The organism is Rhodanobacter sp. T12-5, from assembly GCF_008329435.1.
Classification (GTDB): domain Bacteria; phylum Pseudomonadota; class Gammaproteobacteria; order Xanthomonadales; family Rhodanobacteraceae; genus Rhodanobacter.
On record NZ_NPKN01000001.1, the window covers coordinates 263348 to 281606 of the forward strand.

The 18259-nt window shown below is 66.1% G+C and carries 13 protein-coding genes; 8 read left to right on the plus strand and 5 right to left on the minus strand.

What is annotated here, in order from left to right; all coding sequences use genetic code 11:
• Positions 1–81 precede the first annotated feature (81 nt).
• The gene (locus tag CIW53_RS01130) at positions 82–1917 is read left to right on the plus strand and encodes a monovalent cation:proton antiporter-2 (CPA2) family protein (RefSeq protein WP_149362866.1); all 1836 of its coding nucleotides are present in this window, start codon (positions 82–84) and stop codon (positions 1915–1917) included.
• Between the two features lie 43 nt (positions 1918–1960).
• Here the strand turns inward: CIW53_RS01130 and CIW53_RS01135 are convergent, their stop codons facing one another.
• Entirely contained in the window at positions 1961–5410 is a 3450-nt protein-coding gene (locus CIW53_RS01135; RefSeq protein WP_149362867.1) for an ankyrin repeat domain-containing protein, read from the minus strand.
• Positions 5411–5471: 61 nt separating this feature from the next.
• The gene (locus CIW53_RS01140) at positions 5472–5765 is read right to left on the minus strand and encodes a YcgL domain-containing protein (RefSeq protein ID WP_149362868.1); all 294 of its coding nucleotides are present in this window, start codon (positions 5763–5765) and stop codon (positions 5472–5474) included.
• Between the two features lie 306 nt (positions 5766–6071).
• Here CIW53_RS01140 and CIW53_RS01145 point away from each other — a divergent pair, with 306 nt between their 5' ends.
• On the plus strand, positions 6072–7505 hold the full coding sequence (locus CIW53_RS01145) for an outer membrane protein transport protein (RefSeq protein ID WP_149362869.1): 1434 nt from the start codon (positions 6072–6074) through the stop codon (positions 7503–7505).
• A 160-nt stretch (positions 7506–7665) separates the two neighbouring features.
• Here the strand turns inward: CIW53_RS01145 and CIW53_RS01150 are convergent, their stop codons facing one another.
• Together CIW53_RS01150 and putA are read right to left on the minus strand one after the other, a co-directional pair.
• On the minus strand, positions 7666–9102 hold the full coding sequence (locus CIW53_RS01150) for a coniferyl aldehyde dehydrogenase (protein ID WP_149362870.1): 1437 nt from the start codon (positions 9100–9102) through the stop codon (positions 7666–7668).
• A 134-nt stretch (positions 9103–9236) separates the two neighbouring features.
• Positions 9237–12392 (minus strand): bifunctional proline dehydrogenase/L-glutamate gamma-semialdehyde dehydrogenase PutA, encoded by a 3156-nt coding sequence (gene putA, locus CIW53_RS01155; protein ID WP_149362871.1) that lies wholly within the window; start codon positions 12390–12392, stop codon positions 9237–9239.
• Between the two features lie 281 nt (positions 12393–12673).
• Between putA and CIW53_RS01160 the strand changes: the two genes are divergently transcribed.
• The 5 genes from CIW53_RS01160 (at position 12674) to CIW53_RS01175 (ending at position 16983) form a co-directional block, all read left to right on the plus strand.
• A complete protein-coding gene (locus tag CIW53_RS01160; RefSeq protein ID WP_149363404.1) occupies positions 12674–13111 on the plus strand; it encodes a DUF2244 domain-containing protein in 438 nt (145 codons plus the stop codon).
• Between the two features lie 50 nt (positions 13112–13161).
• Positions 13162–14082 (plus strand): cytochrome c oxidase subunit II, encoded by a 921-nt coding sequence (gene coxB, locus CIW53_RS01165; RefSeq protein ID WP_242451726.1) that lies wholly within the window; start codon positions 13162–13164, stop codon positions 14080–14082.
• 75 nt (positions 14083–14157) lie between these two features.
• The gene (ctaD, locus tag CIW53_RS01170; RefSeq protein WP_149362873.1) at positions 14158–15774 is read left to right on the plus strand and encodes a cytochrome c oxidase subunit I; all 1617 of its coding nucleotides are present in this window, start codon (positions 14158–14160) and stop codon (positions 15772–15774) included.
• 58 nt (positions 15775–15832) lie between these two features.
• Positions 15833–15976, plus strand: a complete 144-nt coding sequence (locus CIW53_RS17600; protein WP_172969553.1) for a hypothetical protein — start codon at positions 15833–15835, stop codon at positions 15974–15976.
• A 119-nt stretch (positions 15977–16095) separates the two neighbouring features.
• Positions 16096–16983 (plus strand): cytochrome c oxidase subunit 3, encoded by an 888-nt coding sequence (locus CIW53_RS01175; protein WP_149362874.1) that lies wholly within the window; start codon positions 16096–16098, stop codon positions 16981–16983.
• A gap of 267 nt (positions 16984–17250) precedes the next feature.
• Here the strand turns inward: CIW53_RS01175 and CIW53_RS01180 are convergent, their stop codons facing one another.
• Positions 17251–17466: a twin transmembrane helix small protein gene (locus CIW53_RS01180; RefSeq protein ID WP_149362875.1), complete on the minus strand. Its 216-nt coding sequence runs from the start codon at positions 17464–17466 to the stop codon at positions 17251–17253.
• 59 nt (positions 17467–17525) lie between these two features.
• Here CIW53_RS01180 and CIW53_RS01185 point away from each other — a divergent pair, with 59 nt between their 5' ends.
• Positions 17526–18257 carry an SURF1 family protein gene (locus CIW53_RS01185; protein WP_149362876.1) on the plus strand — a complete coding sequence of 244 codons (732 nt, stop codon included), beginning with the start codon at positions 17526–17528 and terminating at the stop codon, positions 18255–18257.
• Positions 18258–18259: the final 2 nt, after the last annotated feature.

Here is an 18259-nt window from a genome sequence, read left to right on the forward strand (position 1 = left end):
TGCTCCCTGCGCGAACGCATCGTCCGCACGTGGATCGGTGGCGTGGAATAATCGAGACTCCCCGACCGGAGTCGTTCGCGCTTGGACAGCCACCATTACCTGCAGACCGCGCTGGTGTTCCTGCTCGCCACGGTGATCGCGGTGCCGTTGACCAAACGCTTCCGGCTTGGCTCGGTACTGGGCTACCTGCTGGCCGGGGTGGTGATCGGGCCGCAGTTGCTGGGGCTGGTCGGCGACACCGCGGGCGTGAGCACGATTTCCGAGTTCGGCATTGTCTTGATGCTGTTCGTGATCGGCCTGGAGTTGTCGCCGCAGCGGCTGTGGGTGATGCGCCGTTCGGTATTCGGCACCGGCCTGCTGCAGGTGCTGGCCAGCAGCGTGGTGATTGCGCTCGTCGCTTATTTCCTGTTCGGCCTCACCGGCAAGGCGGCGACGATCGTCGGTGGCAGTCTGGCGTTGTCGTCGACCGCTTTCGGCCTGCAGATCCTCGCCGAACGCAAGGAGGCGGGATCGGCCTATGGACGCCAGGCGTTTGCCATCCTGTTGTTCCAGGACCTGGCGGCGATCCCGCTGATCGCGATGGTGCCTCTGCTGGCGGCGTCCTCGGCCAGGCACGGCGTGGACCTGGCCGGTACCTTGCGCACGATCGGCGTGATCGTCGCGGTGGTGGTCGGTGGTCGCTACCTGTTGCGCCCGGTGTTCCGTTTCGTGGCGAAGGCGGATGCGGTCGAGGTTTCCACCGCCACCGCGCTGTTGGTGGTGATGGGGACGGCATGGTTGATGGAACTGGCCGGCGTGTCGTCCACGCTCGGGGCGTTCCTCGCCGGTGTGCTGCTGGCCGATTCGGAATACCGGCACGAGCTGGAATCCCATCTCGAACCGTTCAAGGGTCTGCTGCTCGGCCTGTTCTTCATCAGCGTCGGCATGACGATGGATTTGTCGTTGCTGCTGCACCAGCCGCTGCGCGTGCTGGCCCTGGTGATGGGGCTGCTGCTGTTGAAGGGCATGCTGCTTTGGCCACTGGGTCGCCTGGTCGGCGGGCTCGATCGCGCCGAGGCGCTGCGCCTGGCGGTGTTGCTTGCCTGCGGCGGCGAGTTTGCGTTCGTGGTGTTGAAGCTGGCGCGGGAGCAGCAATTGCTCAGCGGCCCGCAACACAACCAGCTGGTGCTGGCGATCTCGCTGTCGATGGCGCTGACGCCGTTGCTGGTCGCCGTGCTGGCGCACCTGCTCGGCGCGAAGGCGAAAAAGCCGACACGCGCCTACGACACCATCGACACGCACGCGCCGCGGGTGATCATCGCCGGCTACGGTCGCATGGGCCAGATCATCGCCCGCGTGCTGCGCGCGCAAGGCGTGCCGTTCGTGGCGCTGGATCACTCGGTCGAGCAGCTCGACCTGGTGCAGCGTTTCGGCAACGTCACCGACATCTTCTACGGCGATCCGGCGCGGCCGGAGTTGCTGCGTGCCGCGCAGGCGGACAAGGCCGAGGTGTTCGTGCTGGCCAGCGACGATCCCGAATCGAGCCTGCGCGTGGCGCGGGTCGTGCGCCGGCAATACCCGCATCTGAAAATCGTCGCGCGTGCGCGCAATCGCCAGCACGTATGGCGCCTGATGGATCTGGGCATCGACGAGCCGGTGCGCGAGACGTTGTATTCGAGCCTGAAGATGACGCGCAAGGCGCTGGAGGCATTGGGTCTGAGCGCGCAGGAGGCAACCGACCAGGTGGAACGTTTCCGGCGTCAGGACGCGGAGCTGATCAAGGCGCAATACCTGGTCTACGACGACGAAACCAAGCTGGTGCAGACCACGCGCGAGGCGCTTGCGGACCTGGCAAGACTGTTCGAGGCCGATGCATCGCCGGAGGCCGCGCGCGCGCGGGAGCGCGATGCGGGAACCCCGCTGAGCGAGGAAGAATGAGGTCCTGAAGCCGGCGCCCGTCGCCGGCGCCGGTATGCGCGAATCAGTCGGCCGGTTGCGCCGGCTGGCGCAGGGTCTGCCGCACACTCGGAATGGCGCTGCTGCGTGCGGCCAGCTCGTGGGCGATGTCGATATAGCCCAGTTGCCGCGCGACCTCCGCTGCGGTGCGGCCGAACGCGTCGGCGGCGTTGCGGTCGGCACCACGCGTCAGCAGCACGCGCGCCGGTGGCAGCAGCGCATGCATGGCGCAGGCGTGCAGCGCCGTGACGCCGCGCTGATCGGCATGCCCGGCCCGGGCGCCGGCGTCCAGCAGCAATGGCACCAGCGCACCGATGTGGGTGGCGTCGCATTCGCTGCCCGGGCGTAGCTGTGCGCCCAGCAGCAACAGCAGCGGGGTCTTGCCCTCGCTGTCGGCCAGGTTGATGTCGGCGCCGCGCTTGAGCAGGCCGTCGAACAGGCGGCGCGCGCGCAGGCTGTCGTTGTGTTCGAAGCCGAATTGCGCGGCGGCGTGCAGCGCGCTGCGGGCGCTCGCGTCGACGGCATTGACGTCGGCTCCGGCGTCGAGCAGGCGCTCGAGAATTTCCGGGTAACCCATCGCCGCGGCCACCATCAACGCGGTGGCGTCGTTCGGCAGGCGCTGGTCGACGGCAATGCCACGTTGCAGCAGCAGTTCGACCAGTGCTTCGCGCCGCGCCGCGACCGCGGCTGCCAGCGGAGTCACTCCGCTGCGTGCCGCCATCGACGGATCGGCGCCGGCTTCGAGCAGGTGCGCGGCACATTCGCGATGCCCGGCACCGCAGGCGCGCAGCAGGGCGGTTGCACCCTGGTCGTCGCGGGTGTCGACCGCGAAGCCGAGTTCGAGCAGGCGTTGCACGGTAGCCAGCGCGCCGACCGCGGCCGCAGCAGGCAGGTCGCTGGCGCGCAGCGGGCGATGCGGACGCGGCCAGTCGCGCCAATCCAGCCAGCGCTCGACGGCCGGATGCTCCAGGGCCAGCCCCAACGGCGTTTCGCCGTTCGCATCGGTAGCCTCGGGATTGGCGCCATGGGCGATCAAGGCGCGTACCAGCGGCAGCGCCTGCGCGCCATGTTCGAGTGCGGCAAACAACGGCGTGCGGCCTTCGCGGTCGCGCGTGTTCGGATCGCAGCCACGGGCCAGCAGGGCTTGCAGCAACTCCGGCTGCGCGTGGACCACCGCCAGGTGCAGTGGCGTGCGTTCGCGCGCGTCGGAGCCGAACGGATCGGCGCCACGTTCGAGCAGGTTCAGCGCCAGCGCGGTGCCTTGGGCGGCGCTGCCCAGACGTGTCAGCGCCTGGGCCAGCAGGCCGGCGCCAGCCGGGCTTGCGCCAGCCTGCAGCAGATCGTCCAGTGCTTCGGTCGAGTTCGGCAACTGCTGCAGCAAGGCATCGAACAGGCGTCGACCGAGCGGCGGCGGTGGCGGCGACTCGCCCGTTTCGGCATCGTCGACCCGCGGTGCTTCCAGTCGCGCCTCGGCATCGAGGCCGTGGTCGAGCAGCCAGCGGCGGCCAGCGGCCAGCCCCGGTGTCGCCAGGTCCAGATACAGCTGCGCCAGCTGCGATTGCGGCCACTCGCGCACGCGGTCGCCAAAACCCGACACGATCGCCCAGTGGCCGAAGCGCAACGCATCCAGCAGGTGCGCCGGGGTGTCGGCGTCCACGGCCAGCACGTCCTGGCTGAGGCTGGCCGGCAGCGGCGTGTCGGGATCCAGCAGCGCGACCAGATCCCAGCGGCCGGCACCGGCGGCGTGATCGAGCGCGCTGCGGCCATCGCTGCCGGGAGTCTTCGGCTCGGCACCGAGCGACAGCAGCGCGCGCACGGTTTCGCCTTTCGCATGCGGCGACTGGCAGGCCAGGGTCAGCGCGTCGCGACCATGGTGGTCGCGCGCGCGCGCATCGGGCTGCGCCTCGGCCAGCAGCTGCACGATGCCGCAGGCACCCGCGCGGGCGGCTTCCATCAGCGCGGTGCTGCCGTTCTGATCGGCCAAGTTGACGTCGGCGCCGGCCGCACACAGCGCGCGCGCGATCTGTTCGTGGCCTTCGGCGGCGGCGCTCAGCAACGCATGCCGGTGGCGCGCATCGACCGCGTTGACTGCGGCACGATGCTTGAGCAGCAGCTTGACCCCGGCGACATCGTCATCGGCGATGCCGGCGGCGGCGACCAGGGCCGGCTCGCCATCGGCAGGCGCCGGCTTGGCACCATGTTCCAGCAGGAACTTTGCCAGCGGCCAGTTGGCGGCGCGGCAGGCGGTGGTCAGCGGACTGACGCCGGCCTTGTTGAGTGCATTGATCGGGGCCGACGCGTCCAGCAACATCGCCGCGACGCCGGCATCGACGCTCAGCACCGCACCATGCAGCGCGGTGTTGCCTTCGGCATCGACGACCAGTGGGCTGGCGCCGTTGGCGAGCAGGGTCAGCACGGCCTCGGCGCGACCGTGCCAGCTGTCGCGGGTGGCCGCGAGCAAGGGGGTGATGCCGCCGCTGGCACGGTTCACGTCGGCGCCCCTGGCGATCAGTGCGCGCAACAGCCGGGTATCGGGCAGCAACGCCGCCAGCATCAGCACCGGACGCTGGTCGCGATCGTCGGCGCCCGGCGTGGTGTCGGGATCGGCACCCGCGTCGACCAGTGCCAGCGCACGTTCGATGTCGCCCTGGCGAGTGGCCGCCAACAAGGCTTCGGCCTGTTCGCGAGTGCCGGGGGTACGCTCCTGCTCGCTCAAGGGAACGATCGCCGCGGCCGGGCCGGGAGCGGTCGCCGGATTCCGGGCGGATTGCTTGTGCTTGCCATGGCGTTCGCACAGCAGCGCCCGCAGCGTCCGGTTGGCAATGACCAGGCAACCCAGCGGCAGCAGCACGACGCCGTAAATCGCCAGCGCGGCGATGCGCGGCTCGGAGGGAAGCACGCCGTACAGTCCGGTCAGTGCTATCGCGCCGAAGGCCAGCACCAGCAACGCCAACGCCGATGGCAGGAAGTGGCTGAAGAAGCGCTCTTCACGCGACAGATGACGACTGAATGCGATGCAGCGCAACGTGGCGGTGAAAATCCACGAGCCATCGCGCTGCCCGGGATAGGCATCGTCCCAGACGAACACCAATCCGAATGCAGGCCACAGTCGCCACAGCGCCGCCAGCGCCAGTACCAGCGCGGCTGCCAGGATCAGCGCGGCGCTGAGGCTTGGCGCCTGGCTCAACTGCAGCATCGGCCACGCGACCAGCACGAACACCAGCACCGTATAGCCGGTGAACATCACCAGGTGCGCGGCGCCGCGGCGCAAGACGGTTCGACCGAAGCGCGGTTCTGGATCGAAACCGATCGCGTGACAGATCGCGGCCATGGTCAGCGCATTGGCCAGCAGCAGCGGAATCAGGGTCAGCGGATGGCTGGCCAGCCCGGCGGCGGAGACGGCGAGCAGGCCGGGAATGAACCAGGCAAGGGCTTGCAGGAAAGGCGGTCGGCGGCGCGATTTGGGCTGGGTCATGTCGGCAGTATAGAAATCGTTGGATGTGCAGGCGGTAACCAAGTGTTAACCGGCGCTCGATTCACTCATCACGATCGTCCTGCGGCGAATGCGTGTAAGGGAGTTGGTTGGCGGCAGCGAGGGTCTCCTGCGGCGGCAGTTGCAGGTGCCAGCCCTGCGTGCTCAGATGGTCGAGTACCTGTGCGGTGTCCTCGACCGGCAACCTGCGCTGCTCGTCCAGGTGCACCTCCATCACGAAACGCAGCTCGCCCAGCAGCAGCATGAGCGACTCGGGCAGTACGTCGAACGCATCTCGCCGTGCCAGCCACACGTAGCTGTCGACCTTGCGCAGGCTGGCGTATACGAAACACTGCATGACAACTCCTGCCAAAGAAACGGAGAGGGCACCGAAAGCGCCCGCGCTGAGGGATCGCTCAGGGTAGCAGCGCGGCAGGCGACCTGCCCGCCGTTTATGGAGCCGCGAATCGGACGGCAGGTCGGCGATGGCCGAACGGCGTCAGCTGCATTTCATTTGTTAGCTGAATGTTGCGACTGCACTTGCAACGCCCCGTACTAGCGGGCAGAGTGCGGCACAGGGGCTTCAAACGCGCGTATGAATTCGGGGTTTGTCGCCGCACCTCATTTAATTCCGAGTCGCACCACAGATAAGCAGGAGCAAGCGATGCACAAGTCTTTCCGTTCCTTCCCGGGCGCTGCCCGTCCGCTCGCGTTGGCCGTGTTGAGTGTGGCTGTTGTCGGCGCGCTCGTGCCGGGTCTTGCCAGCGCCAGTGCCTTCCAGCTCAAGGAAAACAGTGCCATGGGGCTGGGCCGTGCGTATGCCGGCTCCGCCACGGCGGGTGGCGATGTCTCGGTGGTGACGAACAATCCAGCCGCGATGAGCGACCTCAAGGGCACCTACCTGCAGGCTGACGTCACCGGCATCAATTTCAGCACCAAGTTCCACGGCAGCGCGCATGATGCGCTGGGCCGCCCGATCAGCGGCGGCAACGGCGGCGACGCCGGTACCACCTTGCCGGTGCCGGCGCTGTTCTTCGCCACCCAGGTCAGCGACCGCGTGCATGTCGGTGCGGGTTTCTCGGTGCCGTTCGGTTTCCAGACCGAATACGACAAGAACTGGGTCGGTCGCTATAACGCGATCAAGTCCAAGTTCGAGTCGCTCGATGCGACCTTGTCCGGTTCGTTCGACGTCACCGACAGCTTCAGCCTCGGTGCCAGCGTCATCGCGCAAAGGACCAGTGCCGAGCTGACCAATGCGATCAACTTCAACATGGTCGGCCTGGGCCTGATCCAGCAGGCTGCAGCGGCTGGCCAGCTCGATCCGGCGACGGCGCAGGCGCTGGCAGCGCAGGTCGGTGCGGTGGTGCCGCCGGGTTCGGACGGCTATGCCCGCATCACCGGTGACGACTGGGCCTATGGCTGGCAGCTCGGTGCGTACTGGAAGCTGACCACGCAGGACAAGCTGGCTTTCAACTACCGTTCCAAGATCGATCACACACTTCATGGCACGGCCAACTTCCAGGTACCAGCGAATGTCGCCGCCCTGCTGTCCAATCCGGCCGTGGCCCCGCTGCTCGGCGGCGGCACGCCGTTCACGCACACCAATGGCACAGCCGGCTTCACTACCCCGGCCACGGCCAGCCTAAGCTACTGGCATCAGGCCGAGAAGTTCGGCATCGGCGCGGACGTGGCGTGGACCAAGTGGGACGTGTTCAAGCAGCTGAAGGTGACCTACGACAACCCGGCGCAGCCGGCCAGCGAGCAAGACTTCAACTGGAAAAACAGCTGGTATGTCTCGGTTGGCGGCGACTACTACGTCAACGACAAGGTCACCCTGCGTGCAGGCGTGGCGCTGGATACCACGCCGACATCGGACAGCCTGCGTGATCCGCGCGTGCCTGACGAAACGCGCAAGCTCGCCACCGTCGGCATCGGCTACACCGCCAGCGAGCATTTCCAGATCAACGCCTCATACGCGCACATCTTCGTCAACAAGGCGCGCATCAATGGTTCGGTCAGCGCCACCGGCGACGTCCTGACCGGCTACTCGGACGACTATGGCAACCTGCTGAGCCTGTCGGCGGTGTACAAGTTCTGACGTCTTGACGCCAGCGCGACGTTTGTTGAAATGGACGTCCAAAACAAAAACCTTCCCGTTCGCGGGGAGGTTTTTTTTCGAGTCTCGTAAAGTGAACCTCGAAATCCCCAAGCAAAAAATGGATATTCGAGATCCCGTGAAGTGATCGGCCGTGAAGTGATCAGCCGCGCCGCAGCAGCAGGTCGACCATTCGTCTGAAACGGCCGCCGTAGGGCGGGTTGAGCAGGCCGGCACCGTTCAGCCGTGCCTGGCGGAACACCGGCTTCATGTGCGAGAACGTGCGGAAGCCCGCCTCGCCGTGATAACCGCCCATGCCTGAGGCGCCGACGCCGCCGAACGGCAGGCCATGCTGGGCGATGTGGTACAGCGTGTCGTTGACGCTGACGCCGCCGGCTGTGGTGTTCGCCAGCACCTTGTCGACCAAAGTCCGATTCTGCTCGAACAGATACAACGCCAGCGGGTGCGGACGCGCGGCCACCCAGGCAATCGCTTCGTCCAATGAATCGTAGGGAAGCAGCGGCAGCAGCGGGCCGAAGATCTCCTCGCGCATCACCGCCATGTCGCCGGTGACGGCGCTGAGCAATTGCGGTGGCAGCAATCGGCGCGCCGGATCGTCAGCGGCCTCGCTCAGGGGATGGAGCTGGGCGCCAGCTGCCAGCGCATGGTCACGCAGGCCGACCAGGCGTTCGTACTGGCGGTCGGAAACGATGCTCGCGTATTGCCTGTTCTGCTGCAGCTGTGGATACATCGCCGCCGTCACACGGCTGGCCTTGTCGATGAAATCCTGCATGCGTGCGCGCGGCAGCAGCACATAGTCCGGCGCAATGCAGGTCTGCCCGGCGTTGACCAGTTTGCCGAACATGATGCGTTCCACCGCATGTTCGAAGCGCGCGCCCGGGCCGATGATCGCGGGCGACTTGCCGCCCAGCTCCAGCGTCACCGGCGTGAGGTTGGCGGCGGCCGCACGCATCACGTGATGGCCTACCGCGGTGGAGCCGGTGAACAGCAGATGGTCGAACGGCAGCGTCGAAAACGCCTGCGCCACTCCGGCGTCGCCGGTCACCACCACGATTTCGTCTGGGGAGAAGCTGCGCGCGACCTGTTCGGCGAACAGCGCCGAGAAGCGCGGCGTGTACTCGCTCATCTTCAGCATCACGCGATTGCCCGCGGCCAACGCATCGACCAGCGGGCCCACGGCCAGGTAGAGCGGATAGTTCCACGGCACGATGATGCCGACCACGCCGCGCGGCTGCGGCATGAGTTCATTGCGCGCAGGCAGGAACGCCAGCCCGGCGAACGAACGCCGCGGATGCATCCAGCGTCGGCCATGGCGCAGGGCATGACGGATGGCGGACAGGCTGGGAAACACTTCCAGCAGATCGGTCTCTTCGACCGGTCGTTGGCCGAAATCGGCGCTGATCGCCGCGGCAAACGCGCCGCGCTGTTCGCGCAGCATGGTTTCCAGCGCATGCAGTCGGCCGGCGCGGATCGCCCAGGATGGCATCGGGTCCGCCGCCTGGGCAGAGCGCAGTCGCTGCAGGATGCCGGTGAGGCCGGTGTCGTCGGAATTCTCGGTGGTGGGGGTTTCGTGCGGCATGCCATCGTCCAGGCAAAGGATGCCTGCAGTATGCCGAACATCCGTCGGACCGACATCCGTGTGCCGCGCGACTGCCGCAGGCGGTTCGCGAGGCTGCCGGGGCGGAAGCGTGACTGCGCCTCCGCCCCCGCCCCTTATTCGCCGATCGTCAGCAGCGAGGCGTTGCCGCCGGCGGCGGTGGTGTTGATGGTGAGCGTGCGCTCGCCGGCGAAGCGCAGCAGGTAGTGTGGGCCGCCGGCCTTGGGGCCGGTGCCGGACAGGCGTTCGCCACCGAACGGCTGCACCCCGACCACCGCACCAATCTGGTTGCGGTTGACGTAGCAGTTGCCGACGCGGGCGTGGCTGGCGATGTAGTCGACGGTGTCGTCGATGCGGCTGTGGATGCCGAGAGTGAGGCCGTAGCCGGTGGCGTTGATCTGGTCCACGACCTGCGCCAGCTCGCTGCCCTTCCAGCGGATCACGTGCAGCACCGGGCCGAAGATTTCGCGGGTCAGAGTGGCGAGTGAGGGGATTTCGTAGGCGCGCGGGGCGAAGAAGGTGCCGTGCGCGGTGGTCGCCGGATCGAGCGCGACCTCGCCGATCTTCTTCGCCTCCTTGTCCATGCGCGCGGCGTGGTCGACGAGGATCTTCAGGGCGTCCTCGTCGATCACCGGGCCCACGTCGGTGGACAGCTGGCCCGGGTCGCCAACCTTCAGCTCGGCCATCGCGCCGGTGAGCATGGCGCAGACCTTGTCGGCGATGTCCTCCTGCACGAACAGCACGCGCGCGGCCGAGCAACGCTGGCCGGCGGACTGGAACGCCGAGGCGATCACGTCCTTGACGATCTGCTCGGGCAGGGCGGAGGAGTCGGCGATCATGGCGTTCTGGCCGCCGGTTTCGGCGATCAGCGCGGCGATCGGGGCGTTGCGCGCGGCGAGCGCGCGGTTGATCGCCCAGGCGGTGTCGGTGGAACCGGTGAAGGCGACGCCGGCCACGCGCGGGTCCCTGGTCAACGCGGCACCGACGACGGCACCGTCGCCGGGCAGGTACTGCAGCACGTCGAGCGGGATGCCGGCCTCGTGCAGCAGCTTGATCGCGGCGTGGCCGATCAGCGAGGTCTGCTCGGCCGGCTTGGCGATCACGCTGTTGCCGGCAGCCAGTGCGGCGCTGATCTGGCCCATGAAAATCGCCAGCGGGAAGTTCCACGGGCTGATGCAGACGAACACGCCGCGGCCGGTGAGCAACAGTTGATTGGTTTCGCCGGTGGGCCCGGGCAACTGCTCCGGCTGGCCGAACAGGCGGCGCGCCATGGTCGCGTAGTAGCGCAGGAAATCGGCGGCCTCGCGGATCTCGGCGATCGCGTCGGGCAGGCTCTTGCCGGCTTCGCGCACGCACAACGCGATGAATTCGCCGCGGCGCGCTTCGAGCTGCTCGGCGGCGTGTTCGAGGATGGCTGCGCGACTGGCTGCGGGGAGGCGATCCCAGTTCGGCTGGGCGGCGACGGCGTTGGCCAGTGCCTTATCGACAGTGGCGCTGTCGGCGCTGACGTAGCTGCCCACGTTTTGGCGGCGATCGGCGGGATTGCTCACCTGCACGGTCGGGCCGCTGGCGTTCGCGCCCGGCACCAGCGGGGTGGCGGTCCACGGGCCCGCGTTCGCATTGACTGCGTCGGCCATGGTTTTCAGTTCGTTGTCGTTGGAGAAGTTGATACCCATGGAGTTCTTCCGGAGTTCGCCATACAGATTGACCGGCAGCGGGATGCGCGGGTGCGGGATGGATGCGAAGCCGCGCACGGTTTCGCACGGGTCGGCGACCAGCTCGCGCACCGGCAATGTCTCGTCGACGACGCGGTTGACGAAGCTGGTGTTGGCACCGTTCTCGAGCAGGCGGCGCACCAGGTACGGCAGCAGGTCTTCGTGGGTGCCGACCGGCGCATACACGCGACACGGTACGTTCAAGTTCTGCGGACCGATCACCTCGGCGTACAGGTCGGTGCCCATGCCGTGCAGGCGCTGGTATTCGAACGGGCGGCCGCGCGCGACGTGATGCACGGCGGCGATGGTGTGCGCGTTGTGGGTTGCGAACTGCGGATAGATCAGCTCGCTGCCGGCGTCGAACAGCTTGCGCGCGCAGGCGAGGTAGGACACGTCGGTGTTCGGCTTGCGCGTGTACACCGGGTAGCCGGCCAGGCCGGTCTCCTGCGCGCGCTTGATCTCGGCGTCCCAGTAGGCGCCCTTGACCAGGCGTACGTACCAGCGACGATTTGCCGCACGCGCGGTCTCGATCAGCCAGTCGATCACGAACGGGGTGCGCTTGGCGTACGCCTGCACCACGATGCCCAGGCCGTTCCAGCCCTCGAGCGACGGATGTGCGAAGACGTCGCCGATGATGTCCAGCGACAGTTCCAGCCGATCGGCTTCCTCGGCGTCGACCGACAGCGCGATGCCGTGTTTCATCGCCAGCTGCGACAGTTCCAGCAGCTTCTCGGTGAGCTGGCGGCGGGCCAGTTCGCGCTTCATCACTTCGTAGCGCGGATGCAGCGCCGACAGCTTCACCGAGATCGACGGCGCGTCGGTGTGGTTGGCGAACGGGCCGCGCGCGCCGATCGCGGCGATCGCGCGGCGGTAGTCTTCCTGGTAGCGCTCGGCGGTTTCGCCGGTCAGCGCGGACTCGCCCAGCATGTCATAGGAATAGCGGTATATCGCGTATTCCTTCTTCGCGCAGCGGTCCAGCGCTTCGCCGATGCTGCGGCCCATCACGAACTGGTGGCCCATGATGCGCATCGCCTGGCGCACCGCGAGGCGGATCGCCGGTTCGCCGGCGCGGCCGACCAGTCGCTTCAATGCACCGGTGAAGTCGTGGCGGGTGTCTTCGGCCAGGTTCACCAGATGGCCGGTGAGCATCAGGCCCCAGGTCGAGGCGTTGACGAACAGCGATTCGCTCTGGCCCAGGTGCTTCTTCCAGTTTGCCTCGCCGAGCTTGTCGCGAATCAGCTTGTCGGCGGTGGCCTTGTCCGGGATGCGCAGCAGCGCCTCGGCCACGCACATCAGCAAGACGCCCTCTTCGGACGAAAGGTCGTACTGGCGCATGAAGGATTCGACGGCGCTCTGGTCTTTCGAGCGCGCACGCACGCGCGAGACCAGGCCGGCGGCGACGTCGATCACCTGCTCGCGTTCGACCGGCGGCAGGGTGGCCTGGGCGAGAAGGTCGTTGACGGCTTCAGTCTCGTCGCGCAGCCAGGCGGCGGTGATGCGCGCGCGCGCGGGCGTGCTGTCGACGGGGAGTTCGGGGCTGAGAATGGGCTGGGTCACGGGCACATCGCGAAAGATCCGCCGCTGCGGAGGAGAGCGCGGGATTGTACGCTGGACGCTGCGGATTGGGGCGGGGCGGCGACCCGGATGCGTTGCTGCCGTGCGCTTCGTGGCGCTTCGCGGGATGGTTCGGCAGCCTGCCTTGCGGACTTGATCCAGGTCAGCCGGGTGCGACAATCTTGCCCGCCGCGTCGCCGCGGCCTATCATTCCGCTGTTCCAGGCACGCCGGATCCCCATGATCGTGCTTCGACCAGCTACCGCCGGCTTGCCGCGCGTGACGATGTGGCTCAAGCCCAATCGCACGCTCAGCCGACGCGGTCTGCGTCGATTGATCATGATTCTGGTGGCGCTGGTGCTGATGACGGCTGGACTGGGTGCATGGCAGGGGAATGTGTTCGCTCCGCTGTTTGCCCTGGTTGAATCCGCCGCCGTGGCCATCGCCTTGAGCGTGGCCTGGCGGGCCGGCGATCGCAGCGAACGCATCACCCTCGACGCTTCGTCGCTGGAGGTGCAGTCGTTGCCGGGCCGGCGCCGCATGCGTTTCCAGTCGTACTGGGTGCGCGTGCTGCTGGAGCCGGGCAACGGGCGTCAGCGCCTGCTGCTGTCGTCGCACGGGCGCGAGCTGGAGATCGGCGCTTTCCTGGCGGAACAGGAACGCGTCGAGCTGTCGAGAAAACTCATGGTGTTGCTGGCCGATTTCAACCAGCTGCGCAAGTAGGTTCAACAAAGGTGCAAGACATGACATCTGGCGGCATCAGGCGATCACTCATGGCAGCGGCGGCTTTCGCCCTTGCGTCGTTCGGCAGCGTGGCCCTGGCCGCTCCCGGTCCGTGGCAGCTGAACATGGAACGCGGCGCGAGCACCTGGTCACCGGTGCCATACCACCTGAACAACATCTCGCTCGCCGTCTGCACCGTGATCGGCGTGCTGGTGTTCGGCGCGATGTTCATCGCGATGTTCCGCTTCCGCAAATCGCGCGGCGCGGTGGCAGAGAAGTGGTCGCACAACACCATGGTGGAAGTGGTCTGGACCACCATCCCGGTGTTGATCCTGATCACCCTGGCCTATCTGGCCACCGGCGGCCTCACCACCTGGGCCGACACCACCGGGTCGCAGATGACGGTCAAGGTCACCGGCTACCAGTGGAAGTGGCGCTACGACTACGTCGACTACATGGGCAAGTCGATCGACAAGGTCGGCTTCATGTCCAAGCTCGATTCGCAGAGCAACCAGACCCGCCAGCTCGGTTCGGGCATGGACCCGTTTGCGGTCAAGGTCGGCGACGAAAATACCTACCTGCTGAATGTCGACAAGCCGCTGGTGGTGCCGGTCGACACCAAGATCCGCTTCGTGATCACCAGCGGCGACGTGATCCACTCCTGGTGGGTGCCGGCGACCGGCTGGAAGATCGACGCGATCCCCGGAATCATCAATGCCGCGTGGGCGAACTTCACCACGCCGGGCACCTATCGCGGCCAGTGCGCCGAGCTCTGCGGCCAGGATCACGGCTTCATGCCGATCGTGGTGGTGGTGAAGTCCAAGGCCGATTTCGCCGCGTGGCTGGCCGGACAGGAGGCGAAGTCCGCTGCACCCGCCGCGGCACCGGCGCCGGCGGCGGCCTCCACTGCCGCCGCACCGCAAGCCACTGCCCAGGTCGTCGCCGTTCCGGCCCACGGCAGCAAGGGCTGAGCTTTTCGTCGCCCGCGCTTCCCACACATTTTTTTCGCAGTCGCATTCAATATTTCAGGTTAGAGGTGCAAGGCCATGTCCTACGCAGCCACCCATGATCAGCACGACGATCACCACGGCGCGCCGAAAGGTTTCTTCCAGCGCTGGTGCATGTCCACCAATCACAAGGACATCGGCACGCTGTACCTCGTCTTCGCGCTGACGATGTTCTTCATCGGCGGCAGCTTTGCGATGCTGATCCGCGCCGAGCTGTTCAAGCCAGGCCTGCAGCTGATGGAGCCGTACTTCTTCAACCAGCTGACCACGATGCACGCGCTGGTGATGATCTTCGGCGCGATCATGCCGGCCTTCGTCGGCCTCGGTAACTGGATGATCCCGCTGATGGTCGGCGCGCCGGACATGGCGTTGCCGCGCATGAACAACCTGTCGTTCTGGATCCTGCCGTTCGCCTTCATTCTGCTGTTGTCCACCCTGTTCCTGCCGGGTGGCGGCCCGTCCGGCGGCTGGACCATGTATCCGCCGCTGTCGCTGCAGAGCGATTCGCTGGCCTACGTGGTGTTCGCGATCCACCTGATGGGCATCAGCTCGATCATGGGCGCGATCAACATCATCGCCACCATCCTCAACATGCGCGCGCCCGGCATGGATCTGCTGAAGATGCCGGTGTTCGTGTGGAGCTGGCTGATCACCGCCTTCCTGCTGATCGCCGTGATGCCGGTGCTGGCTGGTGCAGTGACGATGCTGCTGACCGACAAGTACTTCGGCACCAACTTCTTCAACCCGGGCGGCGGCGGCGACCCGGTGCTGTACCAGCACATCTTCTGGTTCTTCGGCCATCCCGAGGTCTACATCATGATCCTGCCGGCATTCGGGATCATCTCGGAAATCGTGCCGACCTTCGCGCGCAAGCCGATCTTCGGCTACAAGGCGATGGTGTTCGCGATCGCCTGCATCGCGTTCCTGTCGTTCATCGTGTGGGCGCACCACATGTTCGCGGTGGGCCTGCCGCTGGGCGCCGAAATCTTCTTCATGTACGCCACCATGCTGATCTCGGTGCCGACCGGCGTGAAGGTGTTCAACTGGGTCGCCACCATGTGGGGCGGTTCGATGACGTTCGAGACGCCGATGCTGTTCGCGATCGCGTTCATCATCCTGTTCACCATCGGTGGCTTCTCCGGCCTGATGCTGGCGCTGGTGCCGGCCGACTTCCAGTATCACGACACCTATTTCGTGGTGGCGCATTTCCACTACGTGCTGGTGACCGGTGCGCTGTTCGCGATCATCGGTGCCGCCTACTACTGGCTGCCGAAGTGGACCGGCAACATGTACAGCGAGTTCTGGGGCAAGGTGCATTTCTGGAACAGCGTGATCTGGGTCAACGTGCTGTTCTTCCCGCAGCACTTCCTGGGCCTGGCGGGCATGCCGCGCCGCATCCCCGACTACAACGTAGCGTTCGCCAACTTCAACATGATCAGCTCGATCGGCGGCTTCCTGTTCGGCGCCACCCAGCTGATCTTCATCGGCGTGCTGATCCACTGCGTGTTCTTCTCCAAGAAGAAGGCCACCGACCGCGTGTGGGAAGGCGCCAAGGGCCTGGAGTGGACGGTGCCGTCGCCGGCGCCGCACCACACCTTCGAGGTGCCGCCGGTGATCCACGACGACGAGCTGGCACACGGTCACGTGAACGACTGATCCATCCACGGCATCGCCCGGCCATGACCGGCCGGAGCGATGCAGCGAGCAGGGCGACATGATGCAATCGACAGCGGATCACACCATGGGCGGACACGGCGACGATCGCCGCAGGGGCGTGCGACGGACAGTGACGGTGCTGGTCGTGATCGTGCTGTTCTTCTTCCTGATCTCGTTCCTGCAGATACTGCTGATGAAATAGTCGTATCGCGGGTTGCCACACGTTTTTTTCGACCGGTCAGGTTGGCATCGATCGGCATGCAGTTCCCCGGGCAACATGACGGGGCAAAAGTCATCAAGAGAAATCCACGGGGTTACACCATGGGTCAGCAGCACGACGCTTACTTTGTTCCGGCCAAGAGCTACTGGCCTTTCGTGGCCGCAGTGGTCATGTTCACCACCGTGTTCGGCGCCGCGCACTGGCTGAATGCCGAGCCCGGCGAATCCGGTTTCGGCAAGACCGTGCTGACCGTCGGCGTGATCGGCGTGCTGGCGATGTTCTTCGGCTGGTTTCGCTCGGTGATCCACGAGTCGATGGGCGGCAACTACAACCACCAGGTCGACACCTCGTTCCGCATGGGCATGATGTGGTTCATCTTCTCCGAGGTGATGTTCTTCGGCGCGTTCTTCGGTGCGCTGTTCTACATCCGCATGTTCTCGGTGCCGTGGCTTGGCGGCCATGGTCACGGCACGCTGACCCACCAGTTCCTGTGGAGCGACTACGCTGCATCCTGGGGTGCCAGCGCCGGCAATGGCCCGGAACATATCGGTGGTGCCTTCAGCACCGTGCCGGCATGGGGCCTGCCGCTGCTGAATACGCTGATCCTGCTTACCTCGAGCGTCACCGTGACGATTGCGCATCATGCGTTGCGCGCCGGCCATCGCGGCAAGATCCTGTTGTTCCTGGGACTGACCGTGCTGCTGGGCGCGACCTTCCTGTACTTCCAGGCACACGAGTACATGGAGGCCTACAAGGAGCTCAACCTGACCCTGCACAGCGGCGTCTACGGCTCGACCTTCTTCCTGCTGACCGGGTTCCACGGCCTGCACGTGACGCTCGGTACGATCATGTTGGCGGTGATCTGGCTGCGCGTGCTGAAGGGGCATTTCAACAAGGAACACCATTTCGGCTTCGAGGCGGTGGCGTGGTACTGGCACTTCGTCGACGTGGTCTGGCTCGGCCTGTTCATGTTCGTTTACATTCTTTGACGCGACGTCCGTTTCGCGAAGGGCAAAAAGCCGGCCATCGGGCAACCGCTCCTGCGTTGCCTCAACTCGGGCATCCATGCCCTCGCCATGGCCGGACTCTTCACAAGAGCCGCGACTCACGGACATCTCGATGCGATTCACAACAAAAAGCCCGCCAATGGCGGGCTTTTTGTTCTTTGGCACACCTGTTTCGGACGTCAGTGGCGCCATCTGTTGCGCCGCGCGATTTGTCGCGGCGGGAGCAGCGTGTCGGCGCAGCCGTTACAATTACTGGCCGACGTCGTGCGGGTGCAGCCAACCCATCCAGATGCCGAGCGCAACCATGCCGATCAGCAGCAGCGACAAGCCGATGCGACGGGTCAAGGCCCACACCGTGCGCTTGTCGTCGTCCTTGTCGGTCATCATGAAGTACAGCGCCTGGCCGAGGCTGAAAATCACCACCAGCAGCAACGCCACCAGCGCATATTTATAGACGGTTTCCACGTGATTGATCCGAACCATTTCGACAGGGGCAGTATAGCGGCCGGTGGCAGGCACTCCGCGTGAGCGGATTTCGCCGTCCATCGTGGTGGGCCTTGCTGCTGACGGTGGCCGGAGCCTTGCTGTTCATACGTTTGGGCGTCTGGCAGCTGCATCGCGCCGACTTCAAGGAAGCACTTCTGCGGCGGTATGCCGCATCGGTCTCGGCACCGCTGCAGGACTTCGCCAAGGTGGCCGAGGCGCCGCCGGCCGATGGTTTTCCGCGGGTACGGGTGCGCGGCCACTATCTCGCCGACCGCCTGTACCTGCTGGACAACCCGAAGCATGACGGACGCGGCGGTGTGGAGGTGTTCGCTCCCTTCGCGCTGCACGGCCAATCGCAGTTGCTGCTGGTCGACCTTGGCTTCCTGCCCGGCAACGGCAATGGCAAGACACCGCAACTGCCGCCGCTGCCGACCGCCGAGGTCAGCCTGCAAGGTTTGTACGTGCCGCCGCCGCCGGTGGGTTTCGAGATGGGCGGCGATGCGCTGTCGCGACAGACCCGCTGGCCGAAAAACAGCATCTTCATGGATCCGGCGGAAATCGCCCGCGATCTCGGTCGCCCGCTGTATCCGCGGCTGCTGGCGCTGGACGCCGACCCGGCCTCGATCTACGTGCGCGTGCACACCCTCGATTTTTCCTCGATGCCGCCGGCGCGGCACCGCGCGTATGCGTTCCAGTGGTTCACCTTCGCGCTCGCTGCGGTGGTGATCCTGCTGGTGCTGCATCGCAAGCGCAAGCCGCGCAAATCCTGATT

What these genes read in the sequence shown, in the direction of transcription:
- CIW53_RS01150 (WP_149362870.1), bottom strand. Translation starts at nt 9,102, where the DNA reads ATGCCGCACGAAACCCCCACCACCGAGAATTCCGACGACACCGGCCTC.
- CIW53_RS01145 (WP_149362869.1), top strand. Translation starts at nt 6,072, where the DNA reads ATGCACAAGTCTTTCCGTTCCTTCCCGGGCGCTGCCCGTCCGCTCGCG.
- CIW53_RS01135 (WP_149362867.1), bottom strand. Translation starts at nt 5,410, where the DNA reads ATGACCCAGCCCAAATCGCGCCGCCGACCGCCTTTCCTGCAAGCCCTT.
- CIW53_RS01175 (WP_149362874.1), top strand. Translation starts at nt 16,096, where the DNA reads ATGGGTCAGCAGCACGACGCTTACTTTGTTCCGGCCAAGAGCTACTGG.
- CIW53_RS01140 (WP_149362868.1), bottom strand. Translation starts at nt 5,765, where the DNA reads ATGCAGTGTTTCGTATACGCCAGCCTGCGCAAGGTCGACAGCTACGTG.
- coxB (WP_242451726.1), top strand. Translation starts at nt 13,162, where the DNA reads ATGGCAGCGGCGGCTTTCGCCCTTGCGTCGTTCGGCAGCGTGGCCCTG.
- CIW53_RS17600 (WP_172969553.1), top strand. Translation starts at nt 15,833, where the DNA reads ATGATGCAATCGACAGCGGATCACACCATGGGCGGACACGGCGACGAT.
- ctaD (WP_149362873.1), top strand. Translation starts at nt 14,158, where the DNA reads ATGTCCTACGCAGCCACCCATGATCAGCACGACGATCACCACGGCGCG.
- CIW53_RS01160 (WP_149363404.1), top strand. Translation starts at nt 12,674, where the DNA reads ATGTGGCTCAAGCCCAATCGCACGCTCAGCCGACGCGGTCTGCGTCGA.